This window comes from Enterobacter sp. Taxon_8 (assembly GCF_058354585.1).
This window is the reverse complement of the sequence record NZ_CM177989.1, coordinates 4,384,354-4,401,019: the sequence shown is the minus strand read 5'-3', so window position 1 is coordinate 4,401,019 and position 16,666 is coordinate 4,384,354. Positions and strand designations below refer to the sequence as shown.

The following is a 16,666-nucleotide window of genomic DNA, read 5'->3' as shown; positions in this document are numbered from 1 at the left end:
ATGATTCCATTTAACGCACCACCCGTTGTCGGAACTGAACTCGACTATATGCAGTCTGCTATGGGCAGCGGCAAACTCTGCGGTGACGGCGGTTTCACCCGGCGCTGTCAGCAGTGGATGGAACAGCGTTTTCGCAGCGCCAAAGTGCTGCTGACCCCGTCCTGTACGGCATCGCTGGAAATGGCGGCACTGTTGCTGGATATCCAGCCTGGTGATGAAGTGATTATGCCGAGCTATACCTTCGTTTCCACTGCGAACGCTTTTGTCCTGCGCGGGGCGAAAATTGTCTTTGTGGATATCCGCCCGGATACCATGAACATTGATGAGACGCTGATTGAAGCGGCGATCACTGACAAAACGCGCGCGATCGTGCCGGTTCACTACGCGGGCGTGGCCTGTGAAATGGACACCATCATGGCCATCGCCAAAAAACATAATCTGTTCGTGGTGGAAGATGCCGCGCAGGGCGTGATGTCCACCTACAAGGGACGCGCGCTGGGCACGATCGGCCACATAGGCTGCTTTAGCTTCCACGAAACCAAAAACTACACTGCGGGTGGAGAAGGTGGTGCGACGCTGATTAACGACCGGGCTCTCGTGGAGCGTGCAGAAGTGATCCGCGAAAAAGGCACTAACCGCAGCCAGTTCTTCCGGGGTCAGGTAGACAAATACACCTGGCGCGATATCGGCTCCAGCTATTTGATGGCGGATCTGCAGGCTGCGTACCTATGGGCGCAGCTGGAAGCGGCGGAGCGTATCAACCTTCAGCGTCTTTCCCTGTGGCAAACCTATTACGATGCGCTTGAGCCTCTGGCAAAAGCCGGGCGTATTGAACTGCCAACCATCCCGGCAGATTGCGTCCACAACGCGCATATGTTCTACATTAAGCTGCGCGATAACGACGACCGCAGCGAGCTCATCGCCTGGCTGAAAGAGGCCGAAATTATGGCGGTGTTCCACTATATCCCGCTGCACTCCAGTCCGGCCGGCGAAGCGTTTGGCACGTTTGCGGGTGAAGACCGCTACACCACCAAAGAAAGTGAGCGGTTGCTTCGTCTGCCGCTGTTCTACAACCTCGCGCCAGTTAACCAGCGTACGGTTATTAATACCCTCCTGAGTTATTTCGGCTGATATGTCTCTGGCAAAAGCATCGGTGTGGACCGCCGCGTCCACGCTTGTAAAAATTGGGGCCGGGCTGTTGGTCGTCAAGCTTCTGGCCGTCTCATTTGGCCCGTCAGGAGTGGGGCTGGCGGGAAATTTCCGTCAGCTTGTCACCGTCCTTGGAGTGCTGGCCGGTGCTGGTATCTTCAACGGCGTCACCAAATACGTTGCGCAGTATCATGATGATGCGGCCCAGCTCCGCAGGGTGGTGGGCACCTCGTCGGCGATGGTCACGGGTTTTTCGACCCTGATGGCGATTATCTTTCTGCTGGCGGCGGCGCCCATCAGCCAGGGATTATTCGGTCACACCCACTATCAGGGGCTGGTGCGTCTGGTCGCATTGGTTCAGATGGGGATTGCCTGGGCTAACCTGCTGCTGGCTCTGATGAAAGGGTTTCGTGATGCTGCCGGGAACGCGCTTGCATTAATCCTGGGCAGCGTCATCGGCGTAATTGCCTATTATTTCTGCTATCGCCTGGGGGGCTACGAAGGCGCGCTGCTTGGGCTGGCGCTGGTTCCGGCGCTGGTGGTTGTGCCTGCGGCATTTATGCTGATGCGTCGGGGCGTCATTCCGCTGAGCTACCTGAAACCGCAATGGGACTCGATGCTTGCCAGCCAACTGGGTAAATTTACCCTGATGGCGCTCATCACCTCGGTCACGCTGCCGGTGGCCTACGTGTTGATGCGAAACCTGCTGGCGGCGCACTATAGCTGGGATGAGGTCGGGATCTGGCAGGGCGTAAGCAGTATTTCCGATGCCTATCTTCAGTTTATTACGGCTTCCTTTAGCGTTTACCTGCTGCCCACCCTGTCGCGTCTGACGTCCAGACAGGACATAACGCGCGAGATTTTCCGATCGCTGCGCTTTGTATTGCCGGCCGTCGCGGCTGCCAGCTTTACCGTCTGGCTACTGCGCGATGTCGCCATCTGGCTGCTGTTCTCGGCGAAGTTCACCGCCATGCGCGATCTCTTTGCCTGGCAGCTGGTGGGTGATGTACTGAAAGTGGGGGCTTACGTTTTCGGCTATCTGGTGATCGCGAAAGCGTCCCTTCGGCTCTATATCCTGGCGGAAATTAGCCAGTTTGTTTTACTGACGGCATTTTCACACTGGCTGATACCCGCGCACGGTGCGCTGGGGGCGGCTCAGGCCTACATGGCAACCTATATCGTTTATTTCGCTGCCTGTTGCGGCGTATTTTTATTGTGGCGTAAACGCGCATGACTGCACTGATTCACATCCTGGGATCGGACATCCCACACCATAACCAGACCGTTTTGCGGTTCTTCAACGACGAGCTGGCATCGGGTAATCCAGATGCGCGTGAGTTTATGGTTGCAGGTCAGGATAAGGGCCTGAGCGAGGCGTTTCCGGCGCTGACGATTCGCTTCTGGCCGGACAAGGCCACGCTGGCGAAGGCGGTTGTTGCCAAAGCGAAAGCCGACCGCGAGCAACGATTCTTCTTCCACGGACAGTTTAATACCGGGCTATGGCTGGCGCTTCTCAGCGGGGGGATTAAACCCTCCCAGTGCAGCTGGCATATCTGGGGAGCCGATCTCTACGAAGTCTCCCGAGGCTGGAAATTCCGTCTTTTCTATCCGTTGCGCCGCATGGCGCAGGGGCGCGTGGGCTGCGTTTTTGCTACCCGCGGCGATCTCAACTATTTTGCTAAACAGCACCCCAACGTGCGCGGCGAGTTGCTTTATTTCCCCACCCGCATGGATCCGGCGCTTAACGCCATGGCGAATGACACGGTGCGTGAAGGCAAACTAACGATCCTGGTGGGGAATTCCGGCGATCGCAGTAACGAACACGTCGCGGCGCTCAGGGCGGTGCATCAGCAGTTTGGCGACACGGTGAATGTTGTGGTGCCGATGGGCTATCCCGCCAATAACGACGCTTACATAGATGAGGTTCGCCGACAGGGGCTTGCGCTGTTTAGCGCAGAAAATCTGCACATTCTCAGCGATAAGCTGGAATTTGAGGAATATCTCGCGCTGCTGAGAAAATGCGATCTCGGCTATTTCATCTTTGCCCGACAGCAGGGGATTGGCACCCTATGTCTGCTGATTCAGGCGGGGGTACCGTGCGTGCTAAACCGCGAGAACCCGTTCTGGCAGGACATGGCCGAGCAGCATATTCCCGTGCTGTTTACCTCAGACACGCTGAACGTCGAGGTGGTACGGGAAGCCCAACGCCAGCTCACGCTGGTGGATAAAAATAGCATTGATTTTTTCAGCCCGAATTACCTCACGCCGTGGCACCGCGCGCTGCGTATCGCTTCAGGAGACAAAGTATGAGTCAGTTGCAATTCAGCGGCTTACTGATTGTCTGGCTTCTGAGCACCCTGTTTATCGCCACGCTTACCTGGTTTGAATTCCGCCGGGTGCGCTTCAACTTTAACGTGTTCTTCTCGTTACTGTTTCTGCTGACCTTCTTTTTCGGCTTCCCGCTAACCAGCATTCTGGTGTTCCGTTTTGACGTGAGCGTCGCACCGCCGGAAATCCTGCTCCAGGCGCTTCTGGCGGCAACCTGCTTCTATGCCGTCTACTACGTCACCTATAAAACGCGTCTGCGTTCAGCGCAGACAGCTGCCCCGCGTCGGGCGCTCTTTACCATGAATAGGGTGGAGACCCACCTGACGTGGGTGATGCTGATGACCATCGCCCTGGTCAGCGTCGGCATCTTCTTCATGCATAACGGCTTCCTGCTGTTTAAGCTCCACTCCTACAGCCAGATTTTTTCGGCCGAGGTTTCGGGAGTGGCGCTTAAGCGTTTCTTCTACTTCTTCATCCCGGCGATGCTGGTGATCTTCTTCCTGCGCCAGGACAGCAAAGCGTGGCTGTTCTTCCTGGTTAGCACCGTCGCGTTTGGCATCCTGACCTACATGATCGTGGGCGGCACGCGCGCGAACATCATCATCGCCTTCGCGATCTTCCTGTTTATCGGCATCATCCGCGGCTGGATCTCATTGTGGATGCTGGTTGCGGCAGGCGCGTTTGGCATTGTGGGTATGTTCTGGCTGGCGCTAAAGCGCTATGGAATGAACGTAGCGGGAGATGAGGCGTTTTACACGTTCCTTTACCTGACGCGCGATACCTTCTCGCCGTGGGAAAACCTGGCGTTGCTGCTGCAAAACTATGACAAGATTGATTTCCAGGGGCTGGCGCCGATTGTTCGCGACTTCTACGTCTTTATCCCTTCCTGGCTATGGCCGGACCGGCCTGGCGTGGTGCTTAACACGGCAAATTACTTTACCTGGGAAGTGCTGAACAACCATTCTGGTCTGGCAATCTCGCCAACGCTGATTGGTTCCCTGGTGGTGATGGGAGGAGCGTGGTTCATTCTCCCCGGGGCGGTTGCCGTGGGGCTGATTATCAAGTGGTTCGACTGGCTTTACGTGCGTGGAAACGAAGAGACCAACCGCTATAAGGCCGCCATTTTGCACAGTTTCTGCTTTGGTGCCATTTTCAATATGATCGTTCTGGCGCGTGAAGGGCTGGACTCGTTCGTTTCGCGCGTGGTGTTCTTCATGGTTGTTTTCGGCCTCTGCCTGTTACTGGCCAAACTGCTGTACTGGCTGTTTGACAGCGCAGGGCTTGTGCACAGGCGCGAGCGGCAGGGCAGCACAACGCTGTCGCAAGTCTGAGTAAGGATAGTAATGACTGATAAAATTTCTGCACCGCGCTATGCGCTACGTGGCCTGCAGCTTATTGGCTGGCGCGACATGCAGCACGCGCTGGACTTTCTTTTCGCCGACGGCCAGATGAAATCCGGTACGCTGGTGGCGATCAACGCGGAAAAAATGCTGGCGGTTGAGGATAACGCGGAAGTCAAAAGCCTGATTGAAGCGGCGGAATTTAAATATGCGGACGGGATAAGCGTGGTCCGCTCTATCCGTAAAAAGTATCCTGACGCTAATGTTTCCCGCGTGGCGGGGGCCGATCTCTGGGAGCAGCTTATGGCCCGCGCAGGTGAACAGGGCACGCCCGTGTTCCTGATTGGCGGGAAGCCGGAGATACTGGCCCAGACGGAGGAGAAACTGCGTCGTCAATGGAATGTTAATATTGTCGGCAGTCAGGATGGTTACTTCAAACCGGAAGATCGGCAGGCTCTGTTTGAGCGCGTTCGTGACAGCGGGGCGAAGATTGTCACCGTGGCGATGGGCTCCCCGCGCCAGGAGATCCTGATGCGCGACTGCCGTCTGGTCTGTCCGGATGCCCTCTACATGGGCGTCGGCGGTACGTACGATGTCTTTACCGGCCACGTTAAGCGTGCGCCCAAGGTCTGGCAAAATCTGGGGCTGGAGTGGCTGTACCGTCTGCTATCGCAACCGACGCGCATTAAACGACAGATCCGTCTGCTTCGCTACCTCGCCTGGCATTACACCGGGAAAATGTAATCAAAATGTAGCGCGATATGCTATTCGCGCTGCAACTCGCCTGCAAAACTGCTGATAATCTGTGCAATGCATTCATTTTTTTAATGCATCGTTTGCCATTTGGCAGATTTTAAGAAACCATTCGCTCCGTATTTTAGTACCCCTAAAAAACAATACCCGGTATTAAGCCGGGAAACAGCAAACACAATCGAGGATCTATGGCAGAGAAAAAACCGGAGCTACAGCGTGGGCTGGAAGCTCGTCATATTGAACTGATAGCGCTGGGCGGCACTATCGGCGTGGGCCTGTTTATGGGCTCTGCAAGCACGCTCAAATGGGCAGGCCCTTCCGTATTACTGGCGTACATTATTGCCGGGCTGTTTGTTTTCTTCATCATGCGTTCCATGGGCGAAATGCTTTTCCTGGAGCCGGTAACCGGCTCCTTCGCCGTTTACGCGCATCGTTATATGAGCCCGTTCTTCGGCTACCTGACGGCCTGGTCATACTGGTTTATGTGGATGGCGGTGGGCATCTCAGAGATCACCGCGATAGGGGTCTACGTCCAGTTCTGGTTCCCGGATATGGCTCAGTGGATACCCGCGCTCATTGCCGTGGGGCTGGTGGCGCTGGCAAATCTGGCCGCCGTGCGTCTTTACGGTGAGATCGAGTTCTGGTTTGCGATGATCAAAGTCACCACCATCATCGTGATGATTGTCGTCGGCCTGGGCGTGATTTTCTTCGGCTTTGGCAACGGTGGACATGCTATCGGCTTTGGCAATCTGACCGAAAACGGCGGCTTCTTTGCCGGCGGCTGGAAGGGCTTCCTGACGGCGCTGTGTATCGTTGTGGCCTCGTATCAGGGCGTGGAGCTGATCGGTATTACCGCCGGTGAAGCGAAAAACCCGCAGGTCACGCTGCGTAGCGCGGTGGGCAAAGTGCTGTGGCGTATCCTGATTTTCTATGTGGGCGCGATCTTCGTTATCGTGACCATCTTCCCGTGGAACGAAATTGGCACGACGGGTAGCCCGTTTGTTTTAACCTTTGCCAAAATTGGCATCACGGCAGCGGCGGGTATCATCAACTTTGTGGTCCTGACGGCAGCTTTGTCAGGCTGTAACAGTGGGATGTACAGCTGTGGGCGTATGCTCTATGCGCTTTCGAAGAATAACCAGCTGCCTGCGGTGATGAGTAAAGTTTCACGTGCCGGCGTGCCGGTGGCGGGTGTGGCGGTTTCCATTGCAATACTGCTGATTGGCTCTTGCCTGAATTACATTATTCCTAACCCGCAGCGCGTGTTCGTTTACGTTTACAGCGCCAGCGTGCTGCCGGGCATGGTGCCGTGGTTTGTTATCCTCATCAGCCAGCTGCGTTTCCGTCATGCGCATAAAAAAGCGATTGAAAGCCATCCGTTCCGTTCAATTCTGTTCCCGTATGCGAACTATTTGACGATGGCGTTCCTGATTTGCGTATTAATCGGGATGTACTTTAATGAAGATACCCGCATGTCGCTGTTTGTCGGGGTGATCTTCCTGGCGGCTGTGACGGCCGCATATAAGCTTTTTGGCCTGGGTCGCCGTGCCACCACGCAGAAAGTGGAGGAATAAGCGGCAAAATGTGCAAACCATAACCAAACGCGCATTTTTTTCAAAAAAGCACTAGACAGCGGGGACGGAGGTACGTAATATCCAGCCCCGCAACGGCGCTAAGCGCCCGTAGCTCAGCTGGATAGAGCGCTGCCCTCCGGAGGCAGAGGTCTCAGGTTCGAATCCTGTCGGGCGCGCCATTTTAGTCCCGGCGCTAGAGCTGCGGTGGTCTGAGAAGTAGTCAGTACCGCGTGAAAGAATACAGTGGTGGCTATAGCTCAGTTGGTAGAGCCCTGGATTGTGATTCCAGTTGTCGTGGGTTCGAATCCCATTAGCCACCCCATTATTTGAAAGAGTTGTGAATTGCGAAGGTGGCGGAATTGGTAGACGCGCTAGCTTCAGGTGTTAGTGTCCTTTGGATGTGGGGGTTCGAGTCCCCCCCCTCGCACCACGACTTTTTAAATGAATTGAACTAAAAATTCAAAAAGCAGTACATCGGCGAGTAGCGCAGCTTGGTAGCGCAACTGGTTTGGGACCAGTGGGTCGGAGGTTCGAATCCTCTCTCGCCGACCAATTTTGAACCCCGCTTCGGCGGGGTTTTTTGTTTTCTGAGATTCTTCATCCTTGTAGTCATTCCCCAACAACGTCCTTTTTCATTGTCGCAATCCAGAGACATTCAACTCATTGAAAGTTAAATGAATATTTATTTCTGGGTTTTGCTGTCTCCTCCTGGCGACATATGCCCGCCTTTTCCCGATACGTTGTAGAGCTTAAAACGGTGCTTAACAGCATAATTTCCTTTTATCTTAAAATGTTGCGTTATGTAAAAGTTCTGGCTGTCATGTTGGCACGTTACGTGCAATAATATGCGTGTAGATGCTCATTCCATCTCTTATGTTCGCCTTAGTGCCTCATAAACTCAGGAATGACGCAGAGCCATTTACGGTGCTTATCGTCCACTGACAGATGTCGCTTCGGCCTCATCAGACACCATGGACACAACGTTGAGTGAAGCACCAAATATGTTGTCTTACAGACCTGTTTTAACGCCTGCTTTTATAGCAGGCGTTTTTTTATTCCTTATTCCCGATACCGGTGCACGATCAGGGCAACCATCACCAGAGCCGTTGCGGAGACAGCATAGAGTGCCGCTACTGAGCCAAACCCGGCAGCCACTGCCGCTGCGATACTGGTGAAAAGAGAAGCGCTGAGCGTTTGCCAGCGCCAGGCTTTCCCGCTGGCCGAAGCGGTTTGCGTGAGATGAAAACTACTAAGTACGCCAAACGTCCCGGCCGCGAACAGAATATTCGAGGCCAGATGCGCGATAAAGATCATCCCCAGCGCACATGCCATCCACCCGGACAAAAACGGCAGCATGCCATAAGCGGCCAGAAAGATGCCCAGACAAACGATGATGCGCGGTGTGCGAGCGGCAAAGCGCGTCAGACTCTCTTTTTTTAGCAGCATGGGGCCGCAAAGCTGTCCCATGCTCCTTGCAAAAAGCAGAGGCAGGGCAAGACCCGCCGCATCCTGAGGATGGATTTGCTGTGCCAGGGCCGGAAGCAGCGCCATGGCCGGTGAGCCAACGGCCGCCAGCGACGGCAGGATGAGCAGACTGCGTTTCTGCCGAACGGTCAACGTCCGCCAGCATAATGCCGCAGGGGCTTCCTCTTCCTCGAGGGGCGGGAGTGAAGGCGCAGAAAACCGGCGTCCAGCCAGCCATAGCATGAGCAGTGATCCGAGAAAGCTGGCGGCATCAATGGCCAGCAGGGTAAACACGGACGTCTTCTGGAACAGCACCACGCCCAGGCCTGTCCCTAATAATACCTGCGAAGCAAAAATCACATTTTCCAGACAGGTTGCAGCAGGCAGCTCTGCTTCGCTGAGACCGCGCTTAAAGAGCAACGTCAGCGCGGGCCAGCTCATCCCGCTGAGCATCGCCTCGGTGGATTGCACAGCGAGCAATGCGGCAACGCTGTGGTAACCCACGCCAAGCAGGGGAAAGAGCAGGGCGAGCAGGCCCAGCCCTTCGGTCAGTAGCAGCAGGGATATCGGAGAACAGCGCGAGCACAGCTTTTCGCCGATCGTACTGCCGATAAATCCCGGTATCGTAGCGAAAAGAAAAGCGAGTGTGAGCAGACCGGGCGGAGCTGACCACGCTAACAGCAAGCCGAAGACCACGACCTGGGTTAAGCCATTCCCCAGCGAAGAAAAGATAAAAGCACAGGCAAGCAGGCGCAGCCAGCGGTGGCAGCGCAGCGCTTCAATAAGCGCATATAAAAGCGAGTTCATGACGATTTCCTTTCAAAAACGATTTAGTCCACGCTGCAGAAAGTGCGCGTGTGTGAAAAAAAGTTAATGAAAAGACATCGTTACATTGGCGGGTTCGTTTGCTGATGCGGGTGTAAAGAATGTAGCAGGAGAAATGCGATAAAAAAAGGAGGCCATCTGGCCTCCTGATGAATTACTGCTGCGTACCGTTATTTTGCAGCGTCAGCAACAGCCCATCACGGCGCATGGCGGCCGCTTCTTCCGGCTTATGCTGCTTGTCCAGCGTATCGGCAAGCCACGCGTAGTCGAAGGCATCCGGACGCTGCTTGAGCGCGGCGCGGAAGGCAAGGCTTGCCTCCTGCCATTCGCCGTGCTTCATCAACGACTGGCCAAGCGTGCTCCACAGCAGCGGGCGGTCACCAACGGTTTTAATCTGCTGGCGCAGCACTTTTTCGATTTGCTCAGGATTGTTGGTTTTCAGGCGCGGGATCAGCATCACGAGGCGATCGTCGTACTGGCGCTTCAGACCGTCGAGGAGGATCTCCTGAGCCGTGTCGTGATCGTCACACTCAATGAGGTGTTCCGCCATCGCCACCTGCAGAGGAACCTGCTGGCGCGTTTTACGGCTCTGATTCTTCCACCACGTTTTCAGACCGTCGCTGCCCAGGTCAGCGCGCGCCTGATCCATCAGGCCAATCCACGCCAGACGCTGAAGCTCGTCACGATGTTCATCGTCGCCTACCTCGGCCTTCGCCATTGACGGAATGATGTCCAGCAGTGAACCCCAGGCGCCGGTACGAATATAGGCCTGCTCGGCAAGACGCAGCACTTCCGGATGACGTGGCGCGACTTCCAGCAGACGGTCGATACCGTGGCGAGCCGCGTGATTCTCATTGCGTGCCAGCTGCAGACGAACGCGCGTGATTTCCACCGGAATCGGGTCGCCGTGAGCCAGCTCTGCTGCCCGCTCCAGGTGCTGATTAGCGCGGGCTTCATCACCGCGCTGCTGCGCCGCTTCGGCCGCCAGCAGATAGTTCACTACCGGCTGTTCGGCGTGGTCGGCGTTTTTCGACATTAGCTTTTCAACCTGCTGATAGTCACCCTCGGCGAGCTTAAGCAGCGCCTGCTCGGTCTGTTTACGGGCGCGGCGGCGCTTACGGCCAACGAACCAGCCTCGGGTATGGGCACCGGTACGAAAAATACGGCGCAGGATCCACTCGATCGCAAACAGCACCACCACGCTGAGGATCAGAATGATCGTCAGACCCGTTACGCTGGTTTCAATGTTGTAGTTATCGGTCTGGATCAGGACGTAACCCTGATGACCCGCAAGCATAGGCCCGAGGACGATCCCGGCGATCAGCAGGATGAAGAGTAAGAGAACTTTTAGCATCATTACTCTCCTTGCGGTGCGCTTTCAGGCGCAGCAGCCGGAACAGGTGCCGCTCCGCTCGTCTGCTCTGCAGGTACACCCGGCTGCGCCAGAAGATTGCGTACGCGCGTCTGCATCAGTTTCTCCAGAATCGGCTGGCTGGCCAGCTTGTCCGGCACGTTCATGGTGATGTTCTGCTGGCTTAACTTATCAATGTCTTCGAGGAAGGCGGTGGTCGTCGCATCATCGGTGTTGTAGTAGGCGCGTACCCACGTTGAGACGTTATCCAGCGCCTGTTTATAGGTCTCTTCCTGATGACGCGGCACGGCCTGGGCCGCCACCAGCAGGCGGGAACGAATGTTCTCGCGCAGATAGATGTCCTGGTTCGGCGCGAGCAGCGGTACGGCAGTTTCGTCGCGACGGCGGATCGTGATAAAGCTGTCCATAAAGTTCTGCCAGCTTTTTTGCAGGTTTATGCGCCATTCGCTCAGGGAACTGGAAAGCTCGGTACCGTCGGAATCCATCGGGGAGTCGTCGTCGTTGTTATCCGCGAGCTGCAGGTTATCAATCTGATTCGACAGCTGATTCACTTTAAGGATAATGCCGTCGTAATCCACCTGTGAGACGGCGGAGAGGCTGGCGATGTCTTCGGTAATCGCGCGACGGGCGGTGATAAGGCTTGGATCGTTCATGTCGGCCAGGCTTGCATCGGCGCTTTTCAGCAGTGCGGCGGCGGTGGTCACGTCCTGGTCGCTCCAGAGCTTACGTCCGGCGAGCTTCACCAGGAAGTCGGCCTGCGAGAGCAGCCAGGTTTTGGCATCGGTGCCGGAAATCGTGGCGACTTTCTGCTGTACTTCACCCAGCTGTTTAGTCAGCTCTTCCTGTTTACCGTTCGCTTCGGCAAGCGCGGCGGCCTGCTGCTTAATCACGGCTTCCAGCTCGGTTTTCTGCGTCTCCTGCTCTTTTTGCAGGGCAGTGAGCTGATTCACCAGCGCATCGCTGGTGGACGTCTGGTTAGCGCTCTGTTGTTTCACCAGCCCGTACAGGCCACCCCCCGCTGCCAGCGCAATGGCGATGGCAATCGCGCTCAGCGCGAGGCTTGTTTTGTTGCTGCTGTTTTTCTTCTCAGCGGTTTTCTCAGTCGTCTCTGGCTGTGGCGTCGTCTCCACAGTCTCCCTGGTCTCTTCAACCACGGCGGAGGATTTGTCGTGTTCCGTCATTATGGCTTCCCATTTGAGAGTTATTGTAATGCGCGCAGCAGCGCATCGTTGTCGGCGTTATCAGCGATCCGAATATCCTGCCAGCCCAGTTCCCGGGCCTGGTTCGCCAGACGCTCACTGACGACCAGAAGCCGACAGCGGAGTAACCAGTTTTCGCGATACCAAAGCGGTATCAGCGACCAAAGCTGTTGTAACATTTCACCGCTGGTGACCACCAGCGTATTAATGCCGCGCGCGTGCCAGCGCATCGCCTCTTCCGCGCCATCGTAGTGTTTTGCACAGCGCTGATAGCACTCAACGAACGTTACGTCGGCACCACGTTCATGCAGCGTTTCACCCAGCAGCTCGCGGCCACCGTTGCCGCGCAAAATGAGCGCACGCTTTCCGGCAATAGTTTGTAATTCAGGTAATTGTAGCAAGACTTCACTGATTTCCCGATCTAACGGGTAACGAACGTCCGCGCTGCTTACTGTATGCAGCGCCAGTGCCGTTGTTCGGCCAATCGCGAAATAGCGGGGGGCAACTGGCCAGGCCAAACTCTGCTGTTGCAGCTGCGCATGGGCAAATTCCACCGCATGTTGCGACAGCGCAAACAGCAGGTCGCCGTCCTGAAGGGTATTCATCTGGTCGGCGAGCGCAGAGAGCTCCCGACCGGGGGAGAATTCAATGAGAGGAAAACTCCAGGCCACCTGCCCCAGTGCGCGCAGACGGCTCACTAACTGCTCTCCTGCGGGAGAAGGGCGGGTGACGAGAATACTCATGCAGGGGGTTCTCCGTTGTAAACGTCAGCCAGAATCTCGCGGGCGCCGTTATCCAGTAATTCTTCCGCCAGCGACACGCCAAGCTGCTCGGCATCTTGCGCCTTGCCGCGACGTTCGCCGCGTACCATCTGCGAACCGTCAGGGGCGCCCACCAGCGCGCGCAGCCACAGTTCGCCATTCGTCAATTCAGCATAGCTGCCAATTGGAACCTGGCACCCGCCTTCGAGGCGGGTATTCATCGCCCGCTCCGCTTTTACGCGGGTAGCGGTCTCGTCATGGTTCAGCGGTGCGAGCAGTTCGCGGGTACGCGCATCGTTCAGGCGGCACTCGATGCCGACTGCACCCTGGCCCACGGCCGGCAGCGACAGCTCTGGCGGCAACGCCACGCGAATGCGCGACTCCAGCCCCAGACGCTTCAGACCGGCAACGGCGAGGATAATGGCATCGTAATCGCCGTTATCCAGCTTGCCCAGACGCGTGCCGACGTTACCGCGCAGTGAGCGGATGATCAGGTCAGGACGGCGCTCCGCCAGCTGACACTGACGGCGTAAACTGGACGTGCCAACCACGCTACCCTCCGGCAGCGCGTCGAGCGAGTCGTAGTGGTTGGAGACAAACGCATCGCGCGGATCTTCGCGCTCGCAGATGGTCACCAGTCCCAGCCCTTCCGGGAACTCGACGGGCACGTCTTTCATCGAATGTACGGCGATATCGGCGCGGTTCTCAAGCAATGCCAGTTCCAGTTCTTTGACAAACAGGCCTTTGCCGCCCACTTTCGCCAGGGGCGTATCGAGGATCACGTCACCGCGTGTGACCATCGGCACCAGCTCGACGCGCAATCCACTGTGGCAGGCTTCCAGGCGCTGCTTCACATAATGTGCCTGCCAGAGCGCGAGAGGGCTTTGGCGTGTGGCAATTCTCAAAACATTGTCTAACATGCTTGTTACCGTCATTATCAATCGCTAACCATCCTAACATTGTTGACTCTGGGATGGCAGTTTTACGGTTGATGAGCGTGAGAGGGACAAGGCGGCGTATTCGTCAGCCAGAGCCGTATTCAGGAATTTACACGTACAGAACGGTGCTACACTTGTATGTAGCGCATCTTTCTTTACGGTCAACCGGCAAGGTGTTAAATTGATCACGTTTTAGACCATTTTTTCGTCGGTACCACCAAAAATGATAAAGGCGAAAAAGGGTAACGGTTATCTTTTTGAAATACTGCGGGTCCGCTGTTACTCGTGTTTTGAATAGCTTGCGACACCCGGAAACATCAGGCGATACGTCTTGTACCTCTATATTGAGACTCTGAAACAGAGACTGGATGCCATAAATCAACTGCGTGTGGATCGCGCGCTTGCTGCCATGGGCCCTGCTTTCCAGCAGGTATACAGTCTGCTGCCGACATTATTGCACTATCACCATCCGCTGATGCCTGGCTACCTTGACGGTAACGTTCCCCAGGGCATTTGCCTTTTCACGCCTGATGAAACCCAACAGCATTATCTGAACGAGCTGGAACTTTACCGCGGCATGCCGCCACAGGAATCTCCAAAAGGTGAACTGCCTATTACCGGCGTTTACTCAATGGGGAGCACCTCATCGGTAGGGCAAAGCTGTTCTTCGGACCTGGACATCTGGGTCTGTCATCAGTCCTGGCTCGATAACGACGAGCGTCAGCTACTGCAGCGTAAATGCAGCCTGCTGGAGAGCTGGGCGGCCTCGCTCGGCGTGGAAGTGAGCTTCTTCCTTATTGATGAAAACCGTTTCCGCCATAACGAAAGCGGCAGTCTGGGTGGTGAGGACTGCGGCTCGACTCAGCACATCTTATTGCTGGATGAATTCTACCGTACTGCTGTGCGTCTGGCCGGGAAGCGTATTCTGTGGAATATGGTCCCGTGCGAAGAAGAAGAGCATTACGATGACTACGTCATGTCGCTTTACGCGCAGGGCGTACTGACGCCAAACGAATGGCTGGACCTCGGCGGCCTGAGCTCTCTGTCAGCAGAAGAGTACTTTGGCGCAAGCCTCTGGCAGCTCTATAAGAGTATCGACTCGCCGTACAAAGCGGTGCTGAAAACGCTGCTGCTGGAAGCCTATTCCTGGGAATACCCAACACCACGCCTGCTGGCGAAAGATATCAAGCAGCGTCTGCACGACGGGGAGATCGTCTCCTTCGGGCTGGACGCCTACTGCATGATGCTGGAGCGCGTGACCGAATACCTGAAAGCCATTGACGACACCACGCGTCTTGACCTGGTGCGCCGATGTTTCTATCTCAAAGTGTGTGAGAAATTGAGCCGCGAGCGCGCCTGCGTGGGCTGGCGTCGTGAAGTGGTTAGTCAGTTAGTGAAAGAGTGGGGATGGGACGAAGAGCGTCTGTCCATGCTCGACAACCGGGCCAACTGGAAAATCGATCAGGTGCGTGAAGCGCACAACGAACTGCTCGATGCGATGATGCAAAGCTACCGTAACCTGATCCGCTTTGCGCGCCGTAACAACCTCAGCGTTTCTGCCAGCCCGCAGGACATCGGGGTATTGACCCGTAAGCTTTACGCCGCGTTTGAAGCGCTGCCGGGTAAAGTTACCCTGGTTAACCCGCAGATTTCGCCAGACCTGTCTGAACCGAATCTGACCTTTATCTTTGTGCCGCCGGGCCGTGCAAACCGCACCGGGTGGTATCTTTACAACCGTGCGCCAAGCATGGATTCAATTATCAGCCATCAGCCGCTGGAGTATAACCGCTACCTGAACAAGCTGGTGGCCTGGGCCTGGTTTAACGGTCTGCTGACCTCGCGCACGCGCCTGTTTATCAAAGGCAACGAGGTGGTAGATCTTGCTAAGCTGCAGGAGATGGTCACGGATGTATCGCACCACTTCCCGCTGCGTCTGCCTGCCCCTACGCCGAAAGCGCTCTACAGCCCGTGTGAGATTCGCCATCTGGCGATTATCGTCAACCTGGAATACGACCCGACGGCGGCCTTCCGCAATCAGGTGGTTCACTTTGACTTCCGCAAGCTGGACGTCTTTAGCTTTGGCGAGCAGCAAAACTGCCTGGTAGGCAGTGTCGATCTGTTGTACCGCAACTCGTGGAACGAAGTGCGTACCCTGCACTTCAACGGCGAGCAGGCAATGATCGAAGCGCTGAAAACCATTCTTGGCAAGATGCACCAGGATGCCGCGCCGCCGGACAGCGTGGAAGTGTTCTGCTACAGCCAGCACCTGCGCGGTTTAATTCGCACCCGCGTGCAGCAGCTGGTTTCTGAGTGTATCGAACTGCGTCTCTCCAGTACCCGTCAGGAAACAGGCCGCTTTAAAGCGCTGCGCGTCTCCGGTCAGACCTGGGGACTGTTCTTCGAGCGCCTGAACGTGTCGGTACAGAAGCTGGAAAACGCCATCGAGTTTTACGGCGCGATTTCACACAACAAGCTGCATGGCCTGTCGGTGCAGGTGGAAACCAACCACGTTAAGCTCCCGCAGGTGGTGGACGGATTCGCCAGTGAAGGGATTATTCAGTTCTTCTTTGAAGAGTCGGGCGACGATGCCGGATTCAACATCTACATTCTGGATGAGACTAACCGCGCCGAGGTATATCACCATTGTGAAGGCAGTAAAGAGGAGCTGGTGCGCGATGTCAGCCGCTTCTACTCCTCTTCGCATGACCGCTTTACCTACGGCTCAAGCTTTATCAACTTTAACCTGCCGCAGTTCTACCAGATTGTGAACGTCGACGGCCGTACGCAGGTGATTCCGTTCCGCACCCAATCCGTCACGCCTGCCGCGCCTGCCAATCAGGACACCGCCCCGCTGTTGCAGCAGTATTTCTCCTGAGCCTTTTCGCCGGGTGGCGCTCACGCTTACCCGGCCTACGGTTCGAGCCGTGTAGGCCCGGTAAGGCGCAGCCGCCACCGGGCAAGAA

General features: G+C 56.0%; 12 protein-coding genes and 4 tRNA genes. 11 read left to right on the top strand and 5 right to left on the bottom strand.

Annotation, left to right across the window (positions count from 1 at the left end):
- The 10 genes from rffA (at position 1) to AC4IBF_RS20915 (ending at position 7,696) form a co-directional block, all read left to right on the top strand.
- Positions 1-1,131, top strand: coding sequence for a dTDP-4-amino-4,6-dideoxygalactose transaminase (rffA, locus tag AC4IBF_RS20960; protein WP_023309640.1), 1,131 nt, complete (start codon positions 1-3; stop codon positions 1,129-1,131).
- A 1-nt stretch (position 1,132) separates the two neighbouring features.
- On the top strand, positions 1,133-2,383 hold the full coding sequence (gene wzxE, locus AC4IBF_RS20955) for a lipid III flippase WzxE (protein ID WP_143345654.1): 1,251 nt from the start codon (positions 1,133-1,135) through the stop codon (positions 2,381-2,383).
- On the top strand, positions 2,380-3,459 hold the full coding sequence (locus AC4IBF_RS20950; protein ID WP_143345653.1) for a TDP-N-acetylfucosamine:lipid II N-acetylfucosaminyltransferase: 1,080 nt from the start codon (positions 2,380-2,382) through the stop codon (positions 3,457-3,459). Before wzxE ends, AC4IBF_RS20950 begins: the two co-directional genes overlap by 4 nt.
- Complete coding sequence (gene wzyE / locus AC4IBF_RS20945; protein ID WP_111963522.1) at positions 3,456-4,808, top strand: ECA oligosaccharide polymerase; 1,353 nt, start codon at positions 3,456-3,458, stop codon at positions 4,806-4,808. Before AC4IBF_RS20950 ends, wzyE begins: the two co-directional genes overlap by 4 nt.
- A gap of 12 nt (positions 4,809-4,820) precedes the next feature.
- Entirely contained in the window at positions 4,821-5,561 is a 741-nt protein-coding gene (gene wecG / locus AC4IBF_RS20940) for a lipopolysaccharide N-acetylmannosaminouronosyltransferase (protein WP_115877011.1), read from the top strand.
- 197 nt (positions 5,562-5,758) lie between these two features.
- The gene (thrP, locus tag AC4IBF_RS20935; RefSeq protein WP_127732596.1) at positions 5,759-7,144 is read left to right on the top strand and encodes a bifunctional threonine/serine APC transporter ThrP; all 1,386 of its coding nucleotides are present in this window, start codon (positions 5,759-5,761) and stop codon (positions 7,142-7,144) included.
- 102 nt (positions 7,145-7,246) lie between these two features.
- A tRNA-Arg gene (locus AC4IBF_RS20930) sits at positions 7,247-7,323 on the top strand.
- 67 nt (positions 7,324-7,390) lie between these two features.
- Positions 7,391-7,466, top strand: a tRNA-His gene (locus AC4IBF_RS20925).
- A gap of 22 nt (positions 7,467-7,488) precedes the next feature.
- Positions 7,489-7,574, top strand: a tRNA-Leu gene (locus tag AC4IBF_RS20920).
- 45 nt (positions 7,575-7,619) lie between these two features.
- Positions 7,620-7,696: transfer RNA gene (locus tag AC4IBF_RS20915), tRNA-Pro, on the top strand.
- A gap of 507 nt (positions 7,697-8,203) precedes the next feature.
- On the opposite strand, the gene AC4IBF_RS20910 is transcribed toward AC4IBF_RS20915, so the two are convergent.
- The 5 genes from AC4IBF_RS20910 to hemC form a co-directional block, all read right to left on the bottom strand.
- The gene (locus AC4IBF_RS20910; protein WP_143345651.1) at positions 8,204-9,415 is read right to left on the bottom strand and encodes an MFS transporter; all 1,212 of its coding nucleotides are present in this window, start codon (positions 9,413-9,415) and stop codon (positions 8,204-8,206) included.
- Positions 9,416-9,587: 172 nt separating this feature from the next.
- The gene (gene hemY / locus AC4IBF_RS20905; protein ID WP_367897317.1) at positions 9,588-10,787 is read right to left on the bottom strand and encodes a protoheme IX biogenesis protein HemY; all 1,200 of its coding nucleotides are present in this window, start codon (positions 10,785-10,787) and stop codon (positions 9,588-9,590) included.
- 2 nt (positions 10,788-10,789) lie between these two features.
- Positions 10,790-11,986, bottom strand: a complete 1,197-nt coding sequence (gene hemX, locus AC4IBF_RS20900) for a uroporphyrinogen-III C-methyltransferase (protein ID WP_136196063.1) — start codon at positions 11,984-11,986, stop codon at positions 10,790-10,792.
- Positions 11,987-12,006: 20 nt separating this feature from the next.
- A complete protein-coding gene (gene hemD / locus AC4IBF_RS20895; RefSeq protein ID WP_133295324.1) occupies positions 12,007-12,747 on the bottom strand; it encodes a uroporphyrinogen-III synthase in 741 nt (246 codons plus the stop codon).
- On the bottom strand, positions 12,744-13,685 hold the full coding sequence (gene hemC, locus AC4IBF_RS20890; RefSeq protein WP_143345649.1) for a hydroxymethylbilane synthase: 942 nt from the start codon (positions 13,683-13,685) through the stop codon (positions 12,744-12,746). Before hemC ends, hemD begins: the two co-directional genes overlap by 4 nt.
- A 349-nt stretch (positions 13,686-14,034) precedes the next feature.
- Between hemC and cyaA the strand changes: the two genes are divergently transcribed.
- Positions 14,035-16,578 (top strand): class I adenylate cyclase, encoded by a 2,544-nt coding sequence (cyaA, locus tag AC4IBF_RS20885; RefSeq protein ID WP_136196062.1) that lies wholly within the window; start codon positions 14,035-14,037, stop codon positions 16,576-16,578.
- The last annotated feature ends 88 nt before the right edge of the window (positions 16,579-16,666 follow it).

Coding starts and splice junctions, on each gene's coding strand:
- AC4IBF_RS20950 (WP_143345653.1), top strand. CDS start 2,380: ATGACTGCACTGATTCACATCCTGGGATCGGACATCCCACACCATAAC.
- wzyE (WP_111963522.1), top strand. CDS start 3,456: ATGAGTCAGTTGCAATTCAGCGGCTTACTGATTGTCTGGCTTCTGAGC.
- AC4IBF_RS20910 (WP_143345651.1), bottom strand. CDS start 9,415: ATGAACTCGCTTTTATATGCGCTTATTGAAGCGCTGCGCTGCCACCGC.
- hemD (WP_133295324.1), bottom strand. CDS start 12,747: ATGAGTATTCTCGTCACCCGCCCTTCTCCCGCAGGAGAGCAGTTAGTG.
- hemY (WP_367897317.1), bottom strand. CDS start 10,787: ATGCTAAAAGTTCTCTTACTCTTCATCCTGCTGATCGCCGGGATCGTC.
- wecG (WP_115877011.1), top strand. CDS start 4,821: ATGACTGATAAAATTTCTGCACCGCGCTATGCGCTACGTGGCCTGCAG.
- rffA (WP_023309640.1), top strand. CDS start 1: ATGATTCCATTTAACGCACCACCCGTTGTCGGAACTGAACTCGACTAT.
- wzxE (WP_143345654.1), top strand. CDS start 1,133: ATGTCTCTGGCAAAAGCATCGGTGTGGACCGCCGCGTCCACGCTTGTA.
- thrP (WP_127732596.1), top strand. CDS start 5,759: ATGGCAGAGAAAAAACCGGAGCTACAGCGTGGGCTGGAAGCTCGTCAT.
- hemC (WP_143345649.1), bottom strand. CDS start 13,685: ATGTTAGACAATGTTTTGAGAATTGCCACACGCCAAAGCCCTCTCGCG.
- hemX (WP_136196063.1), bottom strand. CDS start 11,986: ATGACGGAACACGACAAATCCTCCGCCGTGGTTGAAGAGACCAGGGAG.